This window comes from Halobacteriovorax sp. GB3 (genome assembly GCF_028649655.1).
In the GTDB taxonomy this organism is placed as follows: domain Bacteria; phylum Bdellovibrionota; class Bacteriovoracia; order Bacteriovoracales; family Bacteriovoracaceae; genus BSW11-IV.
On the sequence record NZ_JAQSLN010000003.1, the window covers coordinates 449044 to 471105 of the forward strand.

The window sequence follows — 22062 nt, forward strand, 5'->3', positions numbered from 1 at the left end:
AAAAAGGCCTTCATATGAAGGCCTTATTTTTTTCTCGATTTTCTAAAGTCTTTTTTAGGTTTTGGAAATCCTGCTTTCTTATCACTTGGATCTCTATTTGGACCTTTGTGACGAAAGCTCTTCTCTCTTTTTTCCCTAAATTCTTTTTTCTCACGGTGGGCCTCGCGCTCTTCACGCTCTTTTTGAAGTTGCTCATCTAGATTCTCAAGATGATCTGTTCTAAAAAGCTTAGGCTTCTTACCACCACCAAGACGCTTGATACGAGGAGCACTTTCTCCTTGTTCATCTTTGTCTTTTTTCCAGTGACCTTCCCACTCGTTATCGCGTTTGCGACGCTCATCACGAATGGCCTGTCTCTCAGTCATAATCTTATCGACATCTTCTTTCTTACGAACTCTTGTCGAAACCGGGGCCTTATTTTTTAAAAAGCCACTCGATTTATTTTGCAATCTTTTTTCAACTGCTGATTTGTCATGCTCAGAAATATCAATTGTCACTTGACCTTGAACATAAGTCTGGCATGAAAGTCTTTCTTTTGTGATGTGATAGACGTTACCCATAAGCTGTACTTCTTCAAATGGTGGAGTGTTAATATTGTCATCTCCATCAATGATTTTTACGATACAGTCAGAGCAACTTGCGTGGCCACCACAAGAAGATTTAACAAAATGACCGTGGGCCTTTAGTGCATCGAGAAGATTTGTCTCTCCATCAACTTCTAAAACTTGACCTGTAGGTCTGATAGTCACCTTATGCATTTTTATTATCCTTAAATCGTCTTTTTGAGCTTGTTCTCAACGGCCTCAAGAACCTTTCCCTTAAGGGGCTTAAGAAACATTGAGAGCTTAATCGCTACCTTACATTCATTCTCATCAAAGACAAGAGAGAGTGTAAAACCTTTACCAGTGGCCTCCATCTTAGCGCCATCTCTATCATAGGCGATTTCGGCCTTTACCTTAAATTTTTCTACATATTCAGGTGTAATTTGGGCCTTAGCTAGGTCCCAAGCATTGAATTTATCAGTGGCCTTATCGTAAGATACAACTAAATCCATTTAAACCTCTATTGTTTACCTGTTGAACCAAAACCACCCTCACCACGGGCCGTTTCAGAGAGAGCTTCACTCTCAATAAGAACTGCTTGAGTAACTGGAGCGATTACCATTTGAGCAACGCGATCTCCATGCTCAATCACTTCATCTTGGTCACCAAAGTTTCCTAAGATGATCTTCACCTCACCTCTATAATCGCAGTCAATCGTCCCAGGACTATTAACGACGAGAAGTGATGTTTTAAAAGAAAGTCCAGATCTTGGTCGAACTTGAACTTCATATCCTACAGGAATCTCGAAACTAAGACCTGTTGGAACAAGCACTCTTGCACCAGGCTTAATGACAAGACTCTCTCCAATTCCAAGTTGAGCACGAAGGTCAGCTCCCGCTGCCCCTTCTGTCTCATAAGAAGGAAGAGGATAATTATTATCGTAATGTGGTAATTTTTTAACTTGGAGATTTACCCTATTTGTCACAACAACCTCAACACAAGGAAAAACGGGCCCGAAGGCCCGCTTTTTTTATTCTTCTACTTTTTCTTTCTTCTCTACTTTCTTTTCTTCTTTTGGCTTCGCTTCTTTTTTAGCTGCCTCGGCCTTAGCTTTCGCTTCAGGCTTCATTGCAACAGGCTCAACCGCCTTACAAGAAAGTTTCATACGTCCCATCTTATCAACTTCAACAACACGTACTTTGACCATCTGACCTTCAGTTAGGTAGTCATTAACATCCTTAACTCTCTCTTCAGCAATTTCAGAAACGTGAACAAGTCCAGAAACACCATCAGCGATGTCAACGAATGCACCGTAATCTTTAATTGTTACAACTTTCGCTTCGTAGTCAGAACCAATTGCTGGACCATTGATTTGAAGAGAAGCTAGTTCGATACAAGCAAAGATTTTGTCTTTATCTGTACCAAGAACTTTAACAGTTCCATCTTCTTCAATTTCCATATTAACTTCGAAGTCTTCTTGAAGCTTTTTAATGTTCTTTCCACCTGGACCAATAAGAGCACCAATTTTGTCTGGCTTAATTTTGAATGTTTCAATTCTTGGAACACCGTCTTTAAGCTCCATTCTTTGCTCAGTAACAGTCTTGGCCATTTCACCAAGGATGTGCAGACGACCTTCACAAGCTTGTGCAATAGCTTTTTCAACGATCTCACGAGTAAGACCTTTGATTTTAATATCCATTTGAATTGCAGTAATACCAGTAGCAGTACCTGCAACTTTGAAGTCCATATCACCAAGGTGATCTTCATCTCCAAGAATATCTGTTAGGATTTTAAATCTTTCACCATCTGTTACGAGACCCATAGCAATCCCAGATACAGGAGCTTTAATTGGAACACCAGCATCCATAAGGGCCATAGAACCTGAACATACAGAACCCATAGAACTTGATCCGTTTGACTCTAGAACTTCACAAACAACACGTGTTGTATAAGCAAATTCTTCAGCGCTTGGGATAACTGATTTAAGAGCTCTTTGAGCAAGGTTACCGTGACCTTGTTCACGACGACCAACACCTCTTACACCACGAGCTTCACCAACAGAGTATGGAGGGAAGTTATAGTGAAGGTAGAATTTGTCGTAGTTTAGACCAACAATTCTATCAACCATTTGGTCCCCAGTTGCTCCACCGATAGTAACAGTAGAAAGAACCTGAGTTTCACCTCTTGTAAAAAGAGCTGAACCGTGTGGTGCTTTAAGAATATTTGTTTCTGTTTCAATTTGTCTTACTTGATCAAGCTTTCTACCACCAATTCTTTTTTCTTCATCAAGGATATCAGCTCTCATCATTTCATACATGAGCTCATCAACACCTTTGTAAGCTTCTTTTCCAAAAGAGCTATCAGCTGTTAAACCAAAGGCCTCTGGAGTTTCGGCCATTGCAGCTTTAACGTTAGCTTCAATTGCCTTAACAGCTTTTTGTCTTTCCATCTTATCAACAGTTTCAATAGCTGCTCTAGCATCTGCAGAGAAGTCTGCTTTTACTTTTTCTAAAAGAGTTGTGTTTGGAGCAGCAGAGATGAACTCACGCTTTTCTTTTCCACACTCATCTTGAATACCTTTAAGGAATTCAACAAAACCTTTGATTTGATCATGACCATAGAAGATTGCTTCAAGAACTTCTTTTTCAGGTACGATATTAGCTTCACCTTCAACCATAAGAATTGCATCACTTGAACCAGCTACTGCGATTTCAAGATCAGACTCTTCCCACTGCTCAAGAGAAGGGTTAAGAACCAATTCACCATTAATACGACCAACTTTACAAGTTGCAATTGGTCCTTGGAATGGAATATCAGAGATTGAAAGAGCTGCTGAAGCACCAAGTCCAGCTAGAACTTCTGGGTCACCTTTTGGATCATATGACATAACTGTACATGAAATAACTGTGTCATACATATATCCTTCAGGAAAAAGTGGTCTTAATGGTCTATCGATTAGACGAGCATTAAGCGTTTCCTGAGTAGAAGGACGACCTTCTCTTTTTAAGTAACCACCAAGGAATTTCCCTGCGGCATAGAATTTTTCAGTATATTCTACAAGTAGTGGGAAGAAATCTTGCCCATCTTTCATTTCGCTAGCTGAACATGCTGTAACAAGAACTTGAGTTCCTTCGCATGATACAAGAACAGAACCGTCAGCTTGCTTAGCAAGGCGACCTGTCTCAATAGTGACTTCTTTGCCACCGTAGTTAAACGTAAACACTTTTTTATTGCTATTCATCATAAATGCACTCCATTACATTAGGGCCCTATGCCCTAGTGTTAAATATAGTTTCTGAATATAGTTTGAGATTTTTTGGATTAGAATTTGGAAGATATTTCAAAATGAAGAAGTTCGTCCTTAATTTTCAAATATCCTTCAAATTCCCCTATTCCTTTTTATCTCTCTTCTATTCTAATAAGTTTAAATAAAAAGGGGAACCCTTAGGCTCCCCTTTTTTTGTAATTACTTTCTTAGACCGAGCTTTTTAATTAAGTTTTTGTACTGGTCTTCTGAGTTAGCCTGTACATACTTAAGAAGCTTCTTTCTTCTACCAATCATCTTAAGTAGACCTCTGTTTGAGTGGTAGTCATGGATGTGTTTTCCAAAGTGGTCTTTAAGACCGTTGATTCTTGTTGTAAGAATCGCAACCTGAACTGCTGCACAACCGCTGTCTTTTTCACCTTTACCAAATTCAGTTCCAAATTCTTTAACGATTGCTGCGTTTTGTTCTTTTGTAAGCATCTCTAATCTCCTTAGTCTTACAGATCTTATTCCCAGTATTCATGCTAGAGAAACATCAAAACCGAGAGTAAGACGAATAATATCAATGAGTGTTTTTAACCTAAATGGTCACTCATGTAAACCCTTAAATTCTTGAGAAGTCGCTCTTCAATTTGCCTAATGCGCTCTCTCGAGACCCCATAGTCATCAGCAATGCTTTGAAGGGAGGGAGGAACCTCGCTAAGTAGCCGTTTTTTAAAGATTTCTCTATCTCTTGGCTTAAGGCCCTCAATAAAATTCTTCAAATTATCCTGAAGAATTTCAACACTTTCAGAGTGTGCAAGTTTTTCAACGAAATCATCACTTCCATCGTCAATCATATCACTTAGAGTTGCCCTATCATCTTGATCACCAAGCGGCTTATCTAAACTAATTTCACCTGCATGGCCACTATCAAGTCTTTGATCCATAAGCGCGACGGCCTTTTCAGAAACGCCAAGATTTTGTGAGAGCGTTTTGGTATCGGGTTTAATTCCCATATTCTGCAAGCGCTCTTTTTCTCTCATAAGATTGTAAAAGAGTTTCTTTTGCTCATTGGTCGTACCAATTTTTACGAGGCGAAAATTATCTAAAATAAATTTTAAAATATAAGAGCGAATCCACCATGAAGCGTAGTATGAGAGCTTAGCACCCTTTTCAGGGTTGTACTTGGAAACGGCCTTCATAAGGCCGATATTACCTTCCTGAATAAGGTCCATGACATTTTGATAAGCGCTGCGATACTCCATCGCTATTTTCACAACTAATCGAAGGTTTGCTGTTACAAGTTTCTTAGCTATTTCGATATCACCTGTTTCACTGAGGGCCTTTGTCAAGGCCTTCTCTTGATCCAGTGAAAGAAGCTCATAACGACTAATTTCTTGAATATATTGTCTTAGAGGATCTCCAGGCTTATTGACCTCTTGGAGATCACCCTTTTCATAGAGGGCCGGAAGATTGGATTCAGCGAGAATCTCTTCTACTTTATTAAGTTGCTCATCTAAAGAAAGAGCATCATCAATTGAGCTAATGTCTATAACATCATCCTCGGGCCCTTTTGAATGTTTTGATTGTACGAGATCCTCGAGGTCTTCTTTTGGAAGGACTTCTACAAGAACATCATCTTTTTTTCCAGTACTCATGCGCAGGCATCATAACATGGAGGTATGAGCTTTCCAATACTCACTTTCTCTTTTTAGATTGTCTGATTTTTTCTTCACGCTCTTCTTTTTCAACGGCCTTTTGAGTAAGTTGTTGATAACGCATGTACCCAAGAGCGAAAGGAGCAAAATTAATCTCAATTGGAATGGTAATGATTCCAGAGTGAGTCCGACTAAAATAGTCTCCACTATAATGAGAAATTTGATAGAGGATCTCTTTTAGAATTATCTTTTCTAATCCTTGTGACCAAGGAGCAAAAACAAATTTCTTTTGTATCTTTTGAACTAGCGGAGCAATTCGAACAAGAAATTGTTTATCGAGTTCTTCTTTTACCTGAGGTTCACGAGGATCATAATTTTGCCAAACTTTTCTCGCCCACTTTAAGAACTTCAACGTTAACTTTATTTCAAATGAACTTTTCACTTTTCCGGCAATTTGATTTACTCTATCAAACTCTCCTAAGTTAACATCGAAAACAATCTTAAAATCAGGGCGACTTGGATGATAATATAAATTTCGATCAACAAGCTCCATAGTGAGAGCTTCTTCATAGTAAATATCTTTTCCTAATTTATCCGTGAAGCTTTGGGCCCATCTCGTCCAGAATTGTTCGAGACTTAAACGCGAGAGCGTTTCAAGATCTTTGAAATCCCTTTGCCACAAAAAGAAATCGGGAACTCCTGTAAGTAAGGCAATTAAGTGGGAAATCATAAGATTTTTTTCATCAAAACTTGTTGAATCTATGAATTTCTTTAAACGTTGATCCTTAATTTTGAAATTAAAATCCATTTTAGAGAAGTCTTCACAGTAAAGCCCATTTAAATCGTTTTTTATAGACGAATGACCTACTGACTTTGGAAACTGAATATTAAATTGTTCGAAAGTTTTTTTGCGACAAATTAAATTCTGACAACCAACTTGAACAGTATCCTCCGAGCGCTCTAATTTAACGCGCGAGTTAAGTTTGTCGTATGTGAGTTTTTTTCCGGTTAACTGTCTTTCTACAAAACTGTAGAACAGAGGGTTTTGAATTAGATGAACCATAATTCCTAAATCATCAGCATCTCCACTCCATGAGCAAAATGATTTAAAAAGATTAACTGTATAGTAGAGTTCTCTTCTTCTCTTTTTATCTTCCGTTTGAAGCCCTTCGACTTTTTGAGCGAAGTACCTATTTCCCTTAACTGTTGGAAGAGCAAGAGCGCCAGAATCATCTTTAAAATGCTTGAACATCACTTTTCGAAGCTGTCTCTTACTGATAACAGAAAGGTTTTCTGAACAATAATTACCAACGAGATGATTTGTTAAATTCTCATATTCTTGTTCACTAAACTCAAAAAACTGTCCGTATTTTGCTAGCGCACGAACGGTAATATCAAGGCCTATATACTGGGCGGTAGAAACAAGTGTTCTCTTAACCTGATCGCGATCAAAAGGAGCAGAATAAATAACGGGCTCCGTTTTTTTCTCACAGAAATTAACTAAGTTTTGACCTTCTTCATAGAATCCACGATAGACAACCAAGTGTTCTTTATCTTTGTTAAATTCTTCTTCGTTGCTAGCATAAGAGGCGAAATTATAAATGTAGTGGAGAGGATCAGAAACAGCGAGATCATATTTTTGACTAAAGTCACCAAGAATTAAACTCTCTAGGGGAACGAGCGCGTTTACATTGATACTGAATAGGAAAAGGCACAAATAGCCGATCTTTTTAATCATGATTCATCCTTGAAATCTACTTAAGTTATCGGAAAAGATTCCGAAATTATTAGAGTGAAGACATTTTTTTTAACTCTCCTATTCATCTTTTCCCTTATAGACATTTCTCTTGCAAATGAGTCAATTTCCCATAGAAATTTAAAAGAAGTAGAGACCGACTGGTCCCTTCTTGCCAATCACGAAATCGAGGAGTTTATAAGAAAAGGAGATGTGCAAAAACGAGAGAAAATCATCAAAATTATCAGTGCCGCTAAAGAGATGTTGCTTCGTGGAGATACTAAAAAGGCGCACTATCTTTTAAGTAAAATTGATATTAAAAGAACAAAACTTCGTCCCATTGTTCTAAGGTTTCAAGCACTCACCTACTTTATAGAAAATGACTACAACAAGGCCCTAAAGATTTTGTCTCATTACGATTTCGATGATCCTAAATATTACAAAGAAGTTTGTATGTTAAAAATTATCGCTCAAATACCAAAGGGACCGAGTAAGAATCTTGAAAAAGATATTATTCTTTGCCAAAATTCGACATTTAAATACACAAACAATGATCACTTTTGGCTTGAGACAATTTACTCTTTACACTTTGATAGAGAGAGACTTCTTAAAGGGAATGCTCTTAGTGATTTTCAATGGATTCTCTCAACTAAAGAGTACGTTAGAATATGGCTTAAAACAGGACTTTTCATCAACAGAGAAAACTATGTAGAGAGTTTCATTCACACATTTCCTGCCTATCTCTATGAATCAGAAGAGCTACGAGAGCTTATTGGTCTCATGTACTATCGAATGGGGAATAAAGAAAAGGCCATGCAATTTATTGAAGATCTCAATGGACCGAACGCTGAAAATATTAAGGGAAATATCAATTTAGAAGAAAAGAAATACGAGCTGGCCTTTGGTCACTTTCAGCTGGCCCTTCAAACAAAGAAAAACTCTAAAAACGCCCTAGAAAGAGCAATCCCTCTTGCTTGGCTTCTTGGACAATGGGAAGAGGGAATCAGGCTTTTGAAAAAATCGATCAACCCTACCCTTGATCAAAGAAAGAAATTCGCACTTGATACGGCCTTTAAAATTAAGGCGAAAAAATTTGAACAGGCCAATGATCAAATTCTTATACTTAATAATCTCTACGAACTTAAAGCTCCGTTTGAAATTGAACTTATGATCGGTCATATGAATATGGTGGCCAACGAGAATGAACTTCTTAAAAAGAGTATTGAAAAAACTTGTAAGCTCTATGATGGAATGAGTTGTTGGCTGCAAATGCAAACTCTCATTTGGGATAATTTACCTAAGACTTCAAAACGAGAAGACAAGCTTCACCCTGAAATTGAAAACTTCGTCGATGAGCTGAAGTCAGCTCAAGGAATCACACCTCTTGAAGAACAAGTCAATATTGACCAAAGAGATATAGAAGAGCTCGATGGCGAACTCCTCTCTCTCTAATCTAAAATAATCTTGTATAAGATAGCTTAAGTCCGTTTGTCGCATGTTTTTGAGTAGAGTTTAAATTATCAGACTCAATATCTTGCTCATAATTCTCACTTGCGATATTGAAATCAAAGTGACTCATACGACTAGACCAGTAGCGAATTCCAAACTCTAAATTAAGACCGAAAGTCATATCTGTCGTAAAGTCTCCCGATTCTTTTTCAGGAATAAGAAGAAGACCAGCAAGACCTGTTAAGGCAAATCGATTCCACTTAACAATTTCTCCAGTGATATAATTTCGCCACTTAAAAAGAGTGATACGCTTATATTTATTTTCATCAAAGCCTTGGGAATCATCAACAGAGTAGAAGAATTCTTGTTCCAAAGAAAGCTTTGAAACCACAAGGTATCTCGAAGTGAGATAGCGACGAAGACCAATTCCCATAGTAACAAGCGTTCTTGAATCTTGTGAAAACCCTGATTGATCTTTATTAATATCGACTTTTCTAAATCCTAATTCATTTGTTAATTGCCATGTTCCATCAGACTTATGATAGTAGTCTAAGAACATTCCTTTTTGACCACCTTCTCTATTTTGAAAATTTGAAGAATTAGAACTACCTGAATTTGTCAATTCGTATTCAAATCCAAAGTATGTCAGTTTTATTGCTTGATGAGAAATGGCCTCTCTAAGAGATAAGAGAGAGAGCATATGGAGTTCTTCTTCATTTTTCTTTGGCTTCCAAAGCTCCATGGCACTAGACTCGTTTAAGCCTTCAGACATCGCAAGAAGTTTATCATCACCTTCAACCATAGGAAGAAAGCCTGCTACAGGATCGAGCTTAAGACCCTTTGGAGCGACATACTCTCCAGTGACAACATCAATTCGCCCTTCTTTTGTTGGAACGTAAACTTTGTTTTTAGGATCGAAAGGAGCATCTTTTGCTGGAGGAATATAAAGACCAGAACTTAAATCGAGAAGTCCACCAGACTTTGGAGCATACTTACCCGATTGCTCATCATAATAACCCTCAGGAGGAGCTGTCTGATCCGCTTGAGCAATTGTCTTAGACTTATCCTTCTCACTAAGTGAGACGACCTTAGCTTTAAGTTCACCCTTTTCTCTAAGTCCAGTGTTCTTATAGAGAACAGTGAATTGAACGGGAGAAATCTTAACAGGCTCACTGGCCCTTGTAAGAGTTTGAGAAACACCAGAGAATTGTCCCTTTTGCACTTCTACAACTTTCTCTGTCGAAAGAGCTTTTTCCAAGTGTTCAGGAGAATCTTCTAATAGTTCTTTTTTATACTGCTTTTTTGATTCTAACTTAGGTCCTTGTCCCTTTTCTCTAGAAACTTCTTTTTCTTCACGCGCTTTTTCGTAACGAAGGGCCTCTGTTTTCTTATCAACTTTGACCATGGCGACCTTACCTTCGTAAGTAAGTAGACTTGTCACATTATTTTGAGGGTTAAACACGGTTTGAAAATCAGTTCCTCTCACACCTAGAGCTGCCGTTTTGGTTTTAATGAAAAGCTTGTTTATATTTTTACTCTTATCCTTTTCTACTTTAGAACGGATCTGACCTTTTAAAAGAGAGATGACACTAGGGCTATTTGCTTTGACGCTTGCAACAACAAGCTTACTTGAAGGTCCAAGAGATACTGTGGATTTATTTTCAAATGAAATTCGAACAAAACTCTTGCTCCCTGTAACAATTGATGTGTCTTCAGGAAGACGATCTCCTACCTTAACTGTATTGGCCCTAATAGCTCCGGGAAGTAACTTTGTGACAGTTCCACGCACCTTTAAGACTTTCGCATACATGAGCGCATGAGAGCTGATAGAAAATAAAAATAGAATACTAGTGAAGACTAATTTGTTTTTGACATTCATCCATGAACCTTAAATAGTTTTCAGTTATTTTCTCTAATCTAAGGTTCATGGTCAAATATAATTTTATGAAATTTAAAGTTTGATCTGTTGAAACTCTTTACCATTGAAAGAATAGGCCACAGACGCCTCTTCTACGATTGTATGAATATTAACAGGGCGCTTCCAGATTTTATAAATATTGCGCATAGTATCTGCAGCGTAATTAATATCCAAGTCAACTCCCTGGTGAACGTGTTTTAGCATTAGCTCACCGCGATTTTGAAAGTTTGCTGATTCAACTTCAATAAGAGGAGTCCCAAAATTTGTCAGCTGACTTAAGAGTTTTGATTTGATCTCTTGAAAATCGCGCGAATCAATTTCATTGCGCCCTGTTCTTGGGTTGTATTTATACGTAAAGAGCTTCTGTCTTTGGCAGAACTCTTCAGTAAAAAACTCATCAATGAAAGTAATATCATTATGACTCTTTCTCACCTCGAAAATTTTCTCACGCCCAAGATTTGTTTCTTTATTCCAATTCTCTTTGGCATGCATATCAGTGCATTCCAGATAGTCTTTACCAAACTTTCCAGTGTCCCAGCGATACTCAATATCTCTAAAGAGTTCAATTCCAATTTTATAAGGGTTGATTTGCTTTTGGCTCATAGCCATAACACCTGAGTGAACCTCAGCAAAGTCAATAACCTCGCTGTCACGTAGAGCTTTTTGAGTAAGAATCTTCGAGTGCCAATAGCTGGCCCAGCCTTCATTCATAATTTTCGTCATACGTTGAGGAAGAAAATAGTAGGCCTCTTCTCTAAGTATTCCGATAATATCGGCCTGCCATTCCTTTATAGGAGCGCAGTCCATGAGAAATTTCATAATATCTCGAGTACCACGAACCTTTTCATCAATACTCTTTAGTGTTGAATCATCTTCATCTACCTTAGCAGTCTCTTTCGTGTTGCGCTTATCAAGCTTGCTATTCATGAAAGAGCGAAGGGCCTGAGATCTTTTATCAATAGGCTCGAAGTCATCATCAAGCACTTGTGATTTCTGAGCTCCTGGTCCTTGAAAGAGAACATTAATATCAAGAAGGTTTTCAAGAGAAAGGACAGTATCGATAAAGGCCTCAACCTTATCGTGACCATACTTTTCCATATAGCGACGTATCTTCGTTCCATGGTTGGCCATAACATCCATCATCTTCTTATCAGTATTTTTAAACCAAGAATTATTTTTGAAAAAATCAGCATGGCCATAAACGTGGGCCATAACAAGCTTTTGATCAACGTAGCGATTTGAACTTAGAAGATAGGCATAGCAAGGGTCTGTGTTAATGACTAGCTCATAGATTTTTTGAAATCCATAAGTATTACCCTTTGAAAGCTGATCGTAATCCATTCCAAAACGCCAATGAGGATAGCGACTTGGAAAGCCTCCCTGAGCAGCGAGGATACAGACTGTATCGTAATTGCAAACTTCAAAAACAACAGGATAGAAAGAAAGTCCATAGTCGAGAGCATGACCTTCAATCTCGTTTTTAAGTTCGAGTAGTTCTCCCCTAATGGCCTTTGTTCTCTCCATATTACTTACCTTTTCCTAGAAAATCTTTGATTGAATCGAGAATTGATTCCTTATTTTTAATCTTACTCAATGTCACTCGTTCGTGGTTTTCAGTATACTTTGCCGAAAGATCCTTAAAGAACTGGCCAGAACCGTAACGACTTTCAACCTGTCCATAGCAGAACATGTTAGAGTGAGGGATAATGTCATTATCAAGTATGTCTAAACAGAGTTTTGTATCTTCTGTTGACCAGTTATCACCATCTGAAAAATGAAATGGATAAATATTCCATTCGTCGGAATTGTAATCGCTTTGAATAATATCTCGGCACAATTTAAAAGCTGAAGAAATGAGTGTTCCACCACTTTCACGCGTTCTAAAAAAAGTATCTTCATCAACTTCTTTTGCTGAAGCATCGTGAATAATATAGCGTATTTCAATATCTTTATATTGAGATTTAAGCCACAGGTTGATCCAAAAAGATTCCGTACGAACAATCTCTTTTTGTTCATCTCCCATTGAACCTGAAACATCCATCATATAGATAACAACGGCAGAGTTTTCAAATTCTACTTTTGATGTCGAAGATCGATAGCGCATATCGCTTCGAATTGGAATAATAACGGGATTCTTAGCGTTGTAAGTTCCCATTGAAATTTGTCTTTTTAAAGCTTCTTTATAGGTTCTCTTGTAGTGGCGAAGTGAATCGGGACCGACAGTACCAATGCTTGTGTACTTATCGACAGTCGATTCCATATTCTTTTTGCCTTTAGGCTCAATATTAGGAAGAGAAAGTTCATCACCAAGAATGTGGGCCAACTCATCAAGAGAAAGATCAACTTCTAATTCTTTATTTCCTTCACCTTCACCGGCCTCACCTTGTCCAGGTTGACCTTCACCTTGTTCACCGCCTTCTACCGGATCACCTGGTTGTCCTTCTCCCTGACCTGCTCCCCCTTGGCTTTTATCACCAAAACGAAAACGAGGTGTTTCAATTTGGGGCATGGGAACTTTGAATTGACCATTGCCCTTAGGAATAGGCATTTCACCTTGAGAGACATATTTTCTCAAATTATCTCTAATTTTCCCTTTAATAATTTTTCGAAACCTGGCGTGGTCCCTTTTGATAGGATGGTCCATTTACCCTCCGTGGAGTGTATGTGAAACGCAAAGCCCCTTAGGACTTCGCGCTATCACCTTTAGCAAAAATACTAGCGACGTAGTTAAGAGCATCTGTAGCAGAGATCTCATCATAGCCGTAGTTTTTAATTAGACGTGACTTGATAACATCAATCTTCTCTTGTGTTTCTTTATCAACAACATTCGCAATGATTGATGTAAGCTTAATTGAGTCTTTTTGATCTTCAAAAAGCTTAAGCTCTAGTGCGCGGTGAAGTCTTTCATTTGTCTTGTAATCAAAACGTTTTCCTTCAATCGCAAGAGCACCAATATAGTTCATGATCTCACGTCTAAAATCTTCTTTACGAGATTCAGCAATATCAATTTTCTCTTCGATACTTCTCATGAAACGCTCATCCGCATCCTCAAGTTTGTTCGTGTACTTGTTACGAACTTTTTCTTTTTGAGTATAGGCCTTAACGTTATCAATATAATTTGAACATAGTGTTTCAATAGCACTTTCATCGAGACTGATTGCTTTTTGAACATCGTTTTTAACTGTATCTTCATACTCTTGACGAGTAATCGCAAGCATCTCTTTGTAGTGATCAAGCTGATCTGGAGAATTGATCAGAGAGTGATTTTTAAGACCACTTTCAAGTTCATTAAAAACCATGAATGGGTTTAACGAACCTGTATGTCCATATTTTACAAGAGCATTAGATAGTTTATCTTGGATAAAACGTGGTGATATCCCTTCTAAACCTTCACGAACAGCTTCTTTTCTAAGTTCTTTAACGTTGTCTTCATTGTAACCTGGAAGAGTTTTTCCATTATACAATTTCAACTTTTGAACTTTTGTAAGGTCAGCTTTTTTTGGTTCTTCTAATCTTGTAAGGACCGCCCACATTGCCGCCATCTCAAGTGTATGAGGAGCAATATGAACGTGAGGAATTTTTTCAGCGTTAAAATCTCTTTGATAAATCTTTACTTCATTATCTAGTCTCGTAATATAAGGAACATCGATTTTAACTGTACGGTCACGGAGGGCCTCCATGAACTCGTTGTTTTGTAGTTTTCTATACTCTGGCTCATTTGTGTGACCTAAAATGACAAGGTCAATATCTGTTTGAGCAAATTTCTTAGGTTTAATTGAATGCTCTTGAGAAGCTCCAAGTAGATCATAAAGGAAAGCGACATCGAGCTTAAGCATTTCAATAAATTCAATAATACCACGGTTAGCAATATTAAACTCACCATCAAAGTTAAAGGCCCTTGGATCAGAGTCTGAACCGTATTGAGCGATCTTTCTATAGTTGATATCCCCTGTAAGTTCAGTTGAATCTTGGTTCTTCTCATCTTTAGGTTGGAAAGTACCAATACCAAGGCGATCTTTCTCATTAAGAGTTAATCTCTTAACTCTTACGTGATTATCCATAACCTTCATCCAATCACCATCATATTTCTTGAGATACTCACTCATAATATAACGATCGGCCGGACAAACTTCACCCTTGATTTGAACCTTATGACCATCAAGGCCTTTATTAAGTTCTTCAACAAACTTCTTTCTAATATCAACAGGAATTAATTTTAATGGCTCTTCATGCATTGGCGAAGGAAAGATTTTCTGACCACCAAGAATGTCTGATTCTTCAGCGTCATACCATTCAAAAGTGAAGAGCGATCCTTCATCAGTTTTTGAATAGTGCTCTAGTCCCTTCTTTAAAAGACGAGCAATCGAAGACTTTGCAGAACCAACTGGCCCGTGCAAAAGAAGAACACGCTTTTCAGTTCCATAACCCATAGAAGCTGACTTAAAGAAGTTAACTAATTTCATTAAGTGAACATCAATTCCAAAAACAGCATCTTTACCATTTTGAATTGGGTCATCAAAAAAGTGATAACGAGTTATTTCTTTTTTATATTCTGTATATGTAGATGTTCCAAACGTCATGATCATGTCATAAACGCGTTGGAAGGCATTGCGTGAACACTTTGGATCTTTAGAAACGATATCAAGATAATCTTGAAAAGATCCTTCCCAATGAAGATGTGTGAAATCTTCAATCTTATAATTTTCATTCATGAAACTTCTAATATCAATCTGGGCCATCCTGAATCCTCCATCCTTGAAAGGTTCGCCTATCTACTAATATTATGCCCCGAATTTAAAGATATACAAAGGAAATAAATAATAAATATAAGAAATTCAAAGGGACAAAAAGACACCAAAACCCTCAATTAATGCCAGTAAAGGGCTATCAGCAGAGTTTAAAAACTTCTTACACGAAATCATTTGTATTCTCAAAAATAACCAAGCATTAACCTCAGATAACAAAAGGCTTTTTCTTCCCATTTTTGACAAGAAAGCAAGGACTTAACAAAATATAAAATATCATTATTAAAGATTCGGAGAAATAAATGGCCCTCATCTCATCGGGAAAAACTGATATTGGAAGGAAAAGAAAAACAAACCAAGACTCAATTTTTCTAGACCAAAAGAAATACCTTTTTGTTGTTGCTGATGGAATGGGTGGGCATAATGGTGGAGATATCGCTTCAGCGATGGCCGTAAAATATATTCCAGAGCATTTCGCAGATCACAAAAATGACGATGTTCTAAACGTTAGCAGCAACTCCATTTTATATGCCAATGAGAAAATCCAATCTCATTCAAAAAGTGATCCCAACCTAAAAGGTATGGGAACAACGGTTAACTTGTTGAAGTTCAAAGGCGACACTCTCTATGTTGCAAACGTTGGTGATTCTCGCAGTTACCTCGTTAACAATGCTCGTATCTATCAACTATCGAAAGATCACTCATTAGTTCAAGAAAAGTTAAATCTTGGAATTTATAATCGTGAGATGGCACAAAAAGACCCAGAAAAAAATGTCCTGGTTCGCGCCGTTGGTTTTGATACAGATGTTGAAGTCGATGTCTTCACTTATAAAGTCTCAAGAAACGATATTTTTCTCTCTTGCTCCGATGGACTTCATGGAAAAGTCTCAGACGCTGACATTTTATTTCTGATCAACAAATACATTCCAAGTCCTTCTAAATGCACTCAGGATGATGTTAATCAACTAACAGATGCCCTCGTTTCTCAAGCGAATGCCAATGGTGGACAAGACAATATTTCTGTTATTGTTGTCGTTGCAAAATAAAGATTTAAAAAAGAGACCTAAGAGCATCGCCAATTTCTAAGTAAGTAAAACCAAATCCAACGCTCACTTGGTACATACTCTTTATAGAGCGATCAAGTTGTTGTACCTTAACATCCGAAAGATCAAAGCTTTCAAAATTCCAAGTAAAATAAACACGAGGAGAAAGAAAGGCATAGTAGTTAAGTGCCAGATAAAGGTTTGGAACAACCTTATCAGAAGACTCATCTAACTCTCTTACTTTATAATGTGAATACATGGCCCCGTAACCCAAGCTCGCAGAGAATTGCCCTACAGGAGTAAACCCTGTTAATTTTAGAGAATAGTTTAAATAAAAGTCATACCAATCAAAGTGTTGATCGTTAAAGGCGAGAGAATACGAATGCCCACCAATAACTGGAGCGAGGCTTATTTTATAATCAAAATTATTAAAACGATTTGGATGATCAATTGAAGAGACACCTAAAAATCGTAAGGCCTGAGGAAGAGCATTGGGATGATCATCGCCAGAGCGTGTTCTCTCGTCATCTCCAGCGAGATTGCTCGATTGAACACCTGGTTGAGAAGGAAAAGTTACTGTTAATGAATTTGGAAGTAAAATCAAAGAGTCTTTCAAGACATCTTTCCATGTTCTCTTTGGGCTTAGAGCATCGACAAAATCTAATCTTGGATTCCTTTTGACTTTCCCAGACTGGAAACTTACTTCATAGGCATCGAATTTTTTTTGATCTTTACTAAAATAAGTTAACCCACTTGTAGCACTATATTTTTTAGCGACAGGTAGCAACTTAATGACATCCCTTTTTTTTGCATTTCTATAAGAACCATAGACTCCATTCTTTTCATAGTCTTCGCCAAAATTAATCTTTTCAAATTTTAATTTATTCTTATTCAATTTTTCGTAGGCCATTTTTCTTAGATAACTTTCTTTAGAAAAATATTCTGTATCAAAGGGAAGAACGAGATAGACCTTTTCACGATCTAAAAGGGCCTGACTCGAATTATTTGCAAAGTCATTACAGTCAAAAAGATGTCCTGTTAGATAATCGACTCCAAGTGCACTAAGTCCAAAAATAACACCTGCCGATAGATTAAATACACTTAAAGCAACATCGGGAATAAAAGCTCTTGAGTAATTTATATTACATCGATGAATAACCTCATCTCCGTTACTTAGCTTTAGTTTTAATTTTCTTTGAGGATCAACTTCAACAATGCGTGGAAGAGTATATAACTTATTTTTGTAAGACAGCTTCAGGTCTCTATCTTTATTTATCGATAGATATTGAGGGTTCTGTCTAAGAGTTCCACAACCAACAAATAAAACAGCAACAAGAGTAACAATAAGAGAATTCAACTTCATGTGTACAGCGCACCTAACAGAATAAATTAATAAGTTTTTTCACTGAGATCTAAGCAAATATCAGGTCTATCAGTTGTAACAAAATGGACTTTCTTACGATCGATAATCTTTTTAAGGTCCTTTCTCTTATTTACAGTCCAGACACTCACTTCTTTACCTCTGCGATAAGGAATGCGACTCATATAACGTGTTTTATGATAAATATTCACACCATAGTCATCAAACAAAGAGGGAAGAAAACGGTAGATGCGAAGCATTTTTATCTCTTTCCAAAATGGGCGAACAACGGCATATGCATCAACGGCTTCTAGATAATCTTTTTTAAATGAAATGATACGTAGCGAGTTCATACGGTAATAGAAAAATTGTTCTAATAACTCCAACGTATTCACTCTTGGTCTATCTTTGAGTTCGACGAAAAAAAAGCTTTCAACATCAGAACTTCTCTCTAAGACCTCTTCAAGAAGCGGGATATCCTCACCATTTTTTAACTGGCAATGTTCACGTAGATCTGCAAATGAATAATCCGAGATCCCCTTTTTTAAATGACACTCTTTGCCCTCTTTCGATTCAACGACTCTCTTTAATGAATCATCGTGAAAAAGCACGGGAAGGCCATCCTTTGTATGCTGAATATCAAATTCAACACCATGGCTTCCAATTTCAATGGCCGCCAGAACAGATTCCATTGAATTTTCGAGATAAGCTGAGCTAAATCCTCGATGGGCAATACACTGAACATTGGCCATGGCCGACAATGAAGAGGTTAAAATAACAAACATCACTGTTATCTTAAAAATCATAGAAACTCCCTTTTAGGTCGTTTCGTCAAATGAGTGACAAATCTAAGTCAGAGCTCTTTTGAGATCAGCAAAGGCATGTTTTTCCCAAAATCAAATGCATAAAAAATGCATAAAAAGATAGTTAGTGTTTAAATACTTGACACCTCTTGCCAATGAATCTTTTACGCCCTCCCTATTCTAGGGGTATAAAATCGATTTAGAATGGAAAAGTTTTGGCATAGAAATTGTATTTAGAAACTCTAATGAATAAGCAATATTTTCTCTTCACATTCGTTATATTCTTAGGTCTTACCCTTAATTCTTACGCTGGTCTATTTAGCGAAAAAGAAAATGGTGATAAAGAAGTATTAAAGTCGATCATCAAGTATTCTCGAACGATTGATAAGGCCTGTCCTCAAGAAGACTGCTTTGTTCTTGGAATTGGTAGAAGCCCTACTCCTATTATAGATTTTCTAAGGTCTATCGACAGAGAACACATAACACAACTTCCTATTTCTAATTTTCGCTATAATAAACACAATGATCATATTCAAGGTCGAAATTTTGGTATGCGCCTCAACTCTAGTGAAAGAGACCGACTGATTCTTCATTTTGAAAATCACTTATTTCACCAATTAAGTACGGCCATTCGCTCTGGTGTTACAAAGATTAAAGTCTTAGACTTCTCTATACGAGGCTCCAGTGTCTTTTCAATTATAGGATACTTGAAAGAATATCTTGAGATGTCTCAGATAGATCTAGAAATAGAACCAATGATTATGACTCATCTCAACCGAGTAGAAACAATCAAAGAGACAGCGAAGCTTTATCACGTCGATCTAGACCCAAAAAAGCACATCTTGGCCGATATGCAAGACGAGCTCATCATTAGGGCCTTTGTCGATAGCCGCTTCGATAACCTTGCCCCATTTTTAAAATTCGATTTAAAGGTACACAAGAAACCACTCGAAAATGATTCGAAAGCAAGAAATGCATTTGTTAGTGTTATTGAAAAAATGGCGGCAACAACTCAGTTGAATGAAGGCGAAAAAGGAAAGTGTTTTGAAAAATAATAGACCTTTCGTTAGAAAGGTCTATTTATAGCGTAAAATAAGGTGATACCCAAATTGTGTTCTTACAATTGGAGAAGTTTGATCGACCTCTAAAGCAAAGGCAGCCTCTTCAAAAGGCTTTACCATCATTCCTTTAGAAAACTCTCCAAGGTCTCCACCATTTTGGCCAGAAGGACACATCGAAAAGTCTGCAGCAAGTTTTTCAAAACTCTCACCAGACTCTAATTTTTTAACAAGATCTTTTGCTTCAAATTCTTGAGCGACAAGAATATGTTTTGCAGCGATTTTACTCATAATCCTCTTCCTTTAAAAAAACATTCCAATAGTTACTTCAAGTGCTACATTAAATGCTGTGTAAGGATTATTCAAGACTGTATCATCTGTTTCAATTTGCTCTGAAAAAGTAATATAGCTAAAACCAAGCCCACCATCGAAGAAGTAATTCCCCTTCTTATAGCGATATCCCGCCAGAGCACTCGTATAGATGACAGTTTCACTCGTTTCAAAAGGAAGAATATTTAGCTCTTCTGTCGCCTCATAAGTAACCATTCCCATTCCAAGAACACCACTAACAAAGAAAGTACTCTCTTTTTGCCCATTAAAAGCATAGCTTCCTTTTAGACCGAGTGAATTATTTTTTAATACTACATCAGAACGACTAATGAGCTGACTTGAGAAGTTGAGCCCATAAGAGAATTTCTCGCGAAATGTTTTTCCGGCCTCTATAGAAAAAGTTCCCATCAAAGGGCCAGAGGTTCCAAGCTTACCAAAGTAATGTCCCTTTGAAGAAGATGAGCTCGAAGTGACTTTCTTTTGGCTTTTATTGGCAATATTTGTACTCGCTTTAGCAATTGTGCTCTTTGTCGAACGGACCTTCTTCGCCCCTCTCATAAAAACACTGTGTCCTTTTGCTAATTGGTAACCCTTTTTACGTCCAACAATCTGTGCAACACATTTTGTCTTCGCACACTTTGTAACTTTTGCTTTTGCAAAGAGACCATTTTGATCTTTAACAAAAATTACCGCTCCATTAGTCGCTTCAATAGAGTTGGTAAAAACCAGTTTCTTTCCTTTGAAAGCATCAACTTTCGTCGTATTTGCTTGAGCCTGCGCGATCGCAAAAACACTCAAAAGTAGTAAAGTTAATTTTTTCATATTCCCTCACTTATGTTTTTTACTTCATCGTCAAATTGCCCACCGCTCAAAAATATTTTTTATCTAATAAATTAATCCCGGTAATAAGCTCCATCGCATTAGATTTTTTTTATATAAATGACCATAATTTTTGCCTTTTTTAACGCTTATCATTATTGCCATGACCAAAAGGAAGCTCTACAATTTATACCTGATAACCAAACACGGAGTTAGTGTTGGAACGTTACGTTACCATTATGTTTGTCCCAGAAAGAGACAAGGGAGTGCGCTCTTTTCGAATCCCAAAGATTCTCTTTCATGCATTTATATTTATGTCAGTCATTTTCACACTCTTTTCGGGAGTGTTGATATACGATTACCTTAAAATCCTAAAGCAAGTTTATCAAAACAAACACCTAAGCTTAGAGAACCGACAATTAAAAGAGCAAATCCAGCTCTTTCACATGAAGCTCAATTCTCTCACAGGAGATATTGAAAGAATTAAGACGTTCGAAAATAAGCTTCGTATCATTACAGGTTTCCAAGAGGGCTCACACGGAAGTCCACTTGAAGCACCTAAGACGAATTCCTCGTCACCAAAAGATGTGAACGAGCGCGTACCAAATAGTATTGATGACTCACAGGATGGTGATCATAATCACGATCACTCACAGTCAAATGCCAAAGAGATTCCCTCGGTTTTAAATATCTTTAATAACTTCAGGGAAATGAATAATGATTCAAAATTTCTTGAGCTAAAGGATCTCTACGAGCAAAAGATCGCAACGAACTTTGGGCTCGTCACTGGGTATGCCTTCACTAAAGAGTGGAATGAGCTTACCAAACAAAGTTTCGCCCTTGCGCGTGACTTTGCTGAATTCGATTACAAATACTCAAAAATCAAGTCGCATATTAAAGACCTTGAAGTAGACATTCACCAACTTGATCAATTTTTGCTTGATCGAGAATCTTTTCTTAAGGCCACCCCCACCCTTCTACCGACAAAGGGATGGATCACTAGTTATTACGGCCCAAGAATGTCTCACTACTCAAAGAGAGTTAAGATGCATGAGGGACTTGATGTTGGAGCCAATATTGGGACGCCGATTATCGCCCCCGCCGATGGAATCATCACATTTTCTGGCCAAAAACCAGGTTTCGGACACTATGTTCAGATTGATCATGGATATGGAATCGAAACAGTTTTTGCCCATAATTCGAAAAACACTGTGAGAAAAGGAGACATCATCAAGCGGGGCCAGCTTATAGCTAAAGTTGGTAATTCAGGTCTTTCAACAGGTCCTCACCTTCACTATGAAGTGAGAGTAAATGGTACACCTGTTGACCCTCTATATTATATTTTAGATTAGTAA

19 protein-coding genes are annotated in these 22062 nt (G+C 37.5%); 4 read left to right on the forward strand and 15 right to left on the reverse strand.

Features of this window, described 5'->3' with window-relative positions:
- Positions 1-23: 23 nt before the first annotated feature.
- The 7 genes from HBN50_RS08420 to HBN50_RS08450 all read right to left on the reverse strand — a co-directional run bounded on the left by HBN50_RS08420 (position 24) and on the right by HBN50_RS08450 (position 7185).
- Positions 24-758 (reverse strand): 2Fe-2S iron-sulfur cluster binding domain-containing protein, encoded by a 735-nt coding sequence (locus tag HBN50_RS08420; RefSeq protein ID WP_273869229.1) that lies wholly within the window; start codon positions 756-758, stop codon positions 24-26.
- A gap of 11 nt (positions 759-769) precedes the next feature.
- Positions 770-1054, reverse strand: coding sequence for a polyhydroxyalkanoic acid system family protein (locus tag HBN50_RS08425; RefSeq protein WP_273869230.1), 285 nt, complete (start codon positions 1052-1054; stop codon positions 770-772).
- Between the two features lie 8 nt (positions 1055-1062).
- Positions 1063-1527 carry a dUTP diphosphatase gene (gene dut, locus HBN50_RS08430; RefSeq protein WP_273869231.1) on the reverse strand — a complete coding sequence of 155 codons (465 nt, stop codon included), beginning with the start codon at positions 1525-1527 and terminating at the stop codon, positions 1063-1065.
- A 45-nt stretch (positions 1528-1572) separates the two neighbouring features.
- Positions 1573-3786, reverse strand: coding sequence for a polyribonucleotide nucleotidyltransferase (pnp, locus tag HBN50_RS08435; RefSeq protein WP_273869233.1), 2214 nt, complete (start codon positions 3784-3786; stop codon positions 1573-1575).
- A gap of 222 nt (positions 3787-4008) precedes the next feature.
- Positions 4009-4287, reverse strand: a complete 279-nt coding sequence (gene rpsO, locus HBN50_RS08440; RefSeq protein ID WP_273869234.1) for a 30S ribosomal protein S15 — start codon at positions 4285-4287, stop codon at positions 4009-4011.
- A 95-nt stretch (positions 4288-4382) separates the two neighbouring features.
- Complete coding sequence (locus tag HBN50_RS08445) at positions 4383-5447, reverse strand: RNA polymerase factor sigma-32 (RefSeq protein ID WP_273869236.1); 1065 nt, start codon at positions 5445-5447, stop codon at positions 4383-4385.
- 40 nt (positions 5448-5487) lie between these two features.
- Positions 5488-7185, reverse strand: coding sequence for a hypothetical protein (locus HBN50_RS08450; protein WP_273869238.1), 1698 nt, complete (start codon positions 7183-7185; stop codon positions 5488-5490).
- Positions 7186-7239: 54 nt separating this feature from the next.
- Between HBN50_RS08450 and HBN50_RS08455 the strand changes: the two genes are divergently transcribed.
- Positions 7240-8634: a hypothetical protein gene (locus HBN50_RS08455; protein ID WP_273869239.1), complete on the forward strand. Its 1395-nt coding sequence runs from the start codon at positions 7240-7242 to the stop codon at positions 8632-8634.
- A gap of 1 nt (position 8635) precedes the next feature.
- Here HBN50_RS08455 and HBN50_RS08460 read toward each other — a convergent pair whose 3' ends face one another.
- From HBN50_RS08460 to HBN50_RS08475, 4 genes are all read right to left on the reverse strand, one after another.
- The gene (locus HBN50_RS08460) at positions 8636-10510 is read right to left on the reverse strand and encodes a FecR family protein (RefSeq protein WP_273869240.1); all 1875 of its coding nucleotides are present in this window, start codon (positions 10508-10510) and stop codon (positions 8636-8638) included.
- A gap of 72 nt (positions 10511-10582) precedes the next feature.
- Positions 10583-12073, reverse strand: a complete 1491-nt coding sequence (locus HBN50_RS08465) for a SpoVR family protein (RefSeq protein ID WP_273869242.1) — start codon at positions 12071-12073, stop codon at positions 10583-10585.
- Position 12074: 1 nt separating this feature from the next.
- A complete protein-coding gene (locus HBN50_RS08470) occupies positions 12075-13193 on the reverse strand; it encodes a DUF444 family protein (RefSeq protein WP_273869243.1) in 1119 nt (372 codons plus the stop codon).
- A 37-nt stretch (positions 13194-13230) separates the two neighbouring features.
- A complete protein-coding gene (locus HBN50_RS08475) occupies positions 13231-15288 on the reverse strand; it encodes a PrkA family serine protein kinase (protein WP_273869244.1) in 2058 nt (685 codons plus the stop codon).
- Positions 15289-15596: 308 nt separating this feature from the next.
- Between HBN50_RS08475 and HBN50_RS08480 the strand changes: the two genes are divergently transcribed.
- Positions 15597-16340 (forward strand): Stp1/IreP family PP2C-type Ser/Thr phosphatase, encoded by a 744-nt coding sequence (locus tag HBN50_RS08480; protein ID WP_273869245.1) that lies wholly within the window; start codon positions 15597-15599, stop codon positions 16338-16340.
- 4 nt (positions 16341-16344) lie between these two features.
- Here the strand turns inward: HBN50_RS08480 and HBN50_RS08485 are convergent, their stop codons facing one another.
- Entirely contained in the window at positions 16345-17700 is a 1356-nt protein-coding gene (locus tag HBN50_RS08485) for a hypothetical protein (RefSeq protein WP_273869246.1), read from the reverse strand.
- A 26-nt stretch (positions 17701-17726) separates the two neighbouring features.
- Positions 17727-18503 (reverse strand): glycerophosphodiester phosphodiesterase, encoded by a 777-nt coding sequence (locus HBN50_RS08490; protein WP_273869248.1) that lies wholly within the window; start codon positions 18501-18503, stop codon positions 17727-17729.
- 242 nt (positions 18504-18745) lie between these two features.
- On the opposite strand from HBN50_RS08490, the gene HBN50_RS08495 reads away from it, so the two are divergent.
- Entirely contained in the window at positions 18746-19555 is an 810-nt protein-coding gene (locus HBN50_RS08495; RefSeq protein WP_273869250.1) for a hypothetical protein, read from the forward strand.
- Between the two features lie 21 nt (positions 19556-19576).
- Here HBN50_RS08495 and HBN50_RS08500 read toward each other — a convergent pair whose 3' ends face one another.
- Both HBN50_RS08500 and HBN50_RS08505 read right to left on the reverse strand, forming a co-directional pair.
- Positions 19577-19849: a peptidylprolyl isomerase gene (locus HBN50_RS08500; RefSeq protein ID WP_273869251.1), complete on the reverse strand. Its 273-nt coding sequence runs from the start codon at positions 19847-19849 to the stop codon at positions 19577-19579.
- 12 nt (positions 19850-19861) lie between these two features.
- A complete protein-coding gene (locus tag HBN50_RS08505; protein WP_273869252.1) occupies positions 19862-20710 on the reverse strand; it encodes a hypothetical protein in 849 nt (282 codons plus the stop codon).
- 215 nt (positions 20711-20925) lie between these two features.
- Between HBN50_RS08505 and HBN50_RS08510 the strand changes: the two genes are divergently transcribed.
- On the forward strand, positions 20926-22059 hold the full coding sequence (locus tag HBN50_RS08510) for a M23 family metallopeptidase (protein ID WP_273869253.1): 1134 nt from the start codon (positions 20926-20928) through the stop codon (positions 22057-22059).
- The last annotated feature ends 3 nt before the right edge of the window (positions 22060-22062 follow it).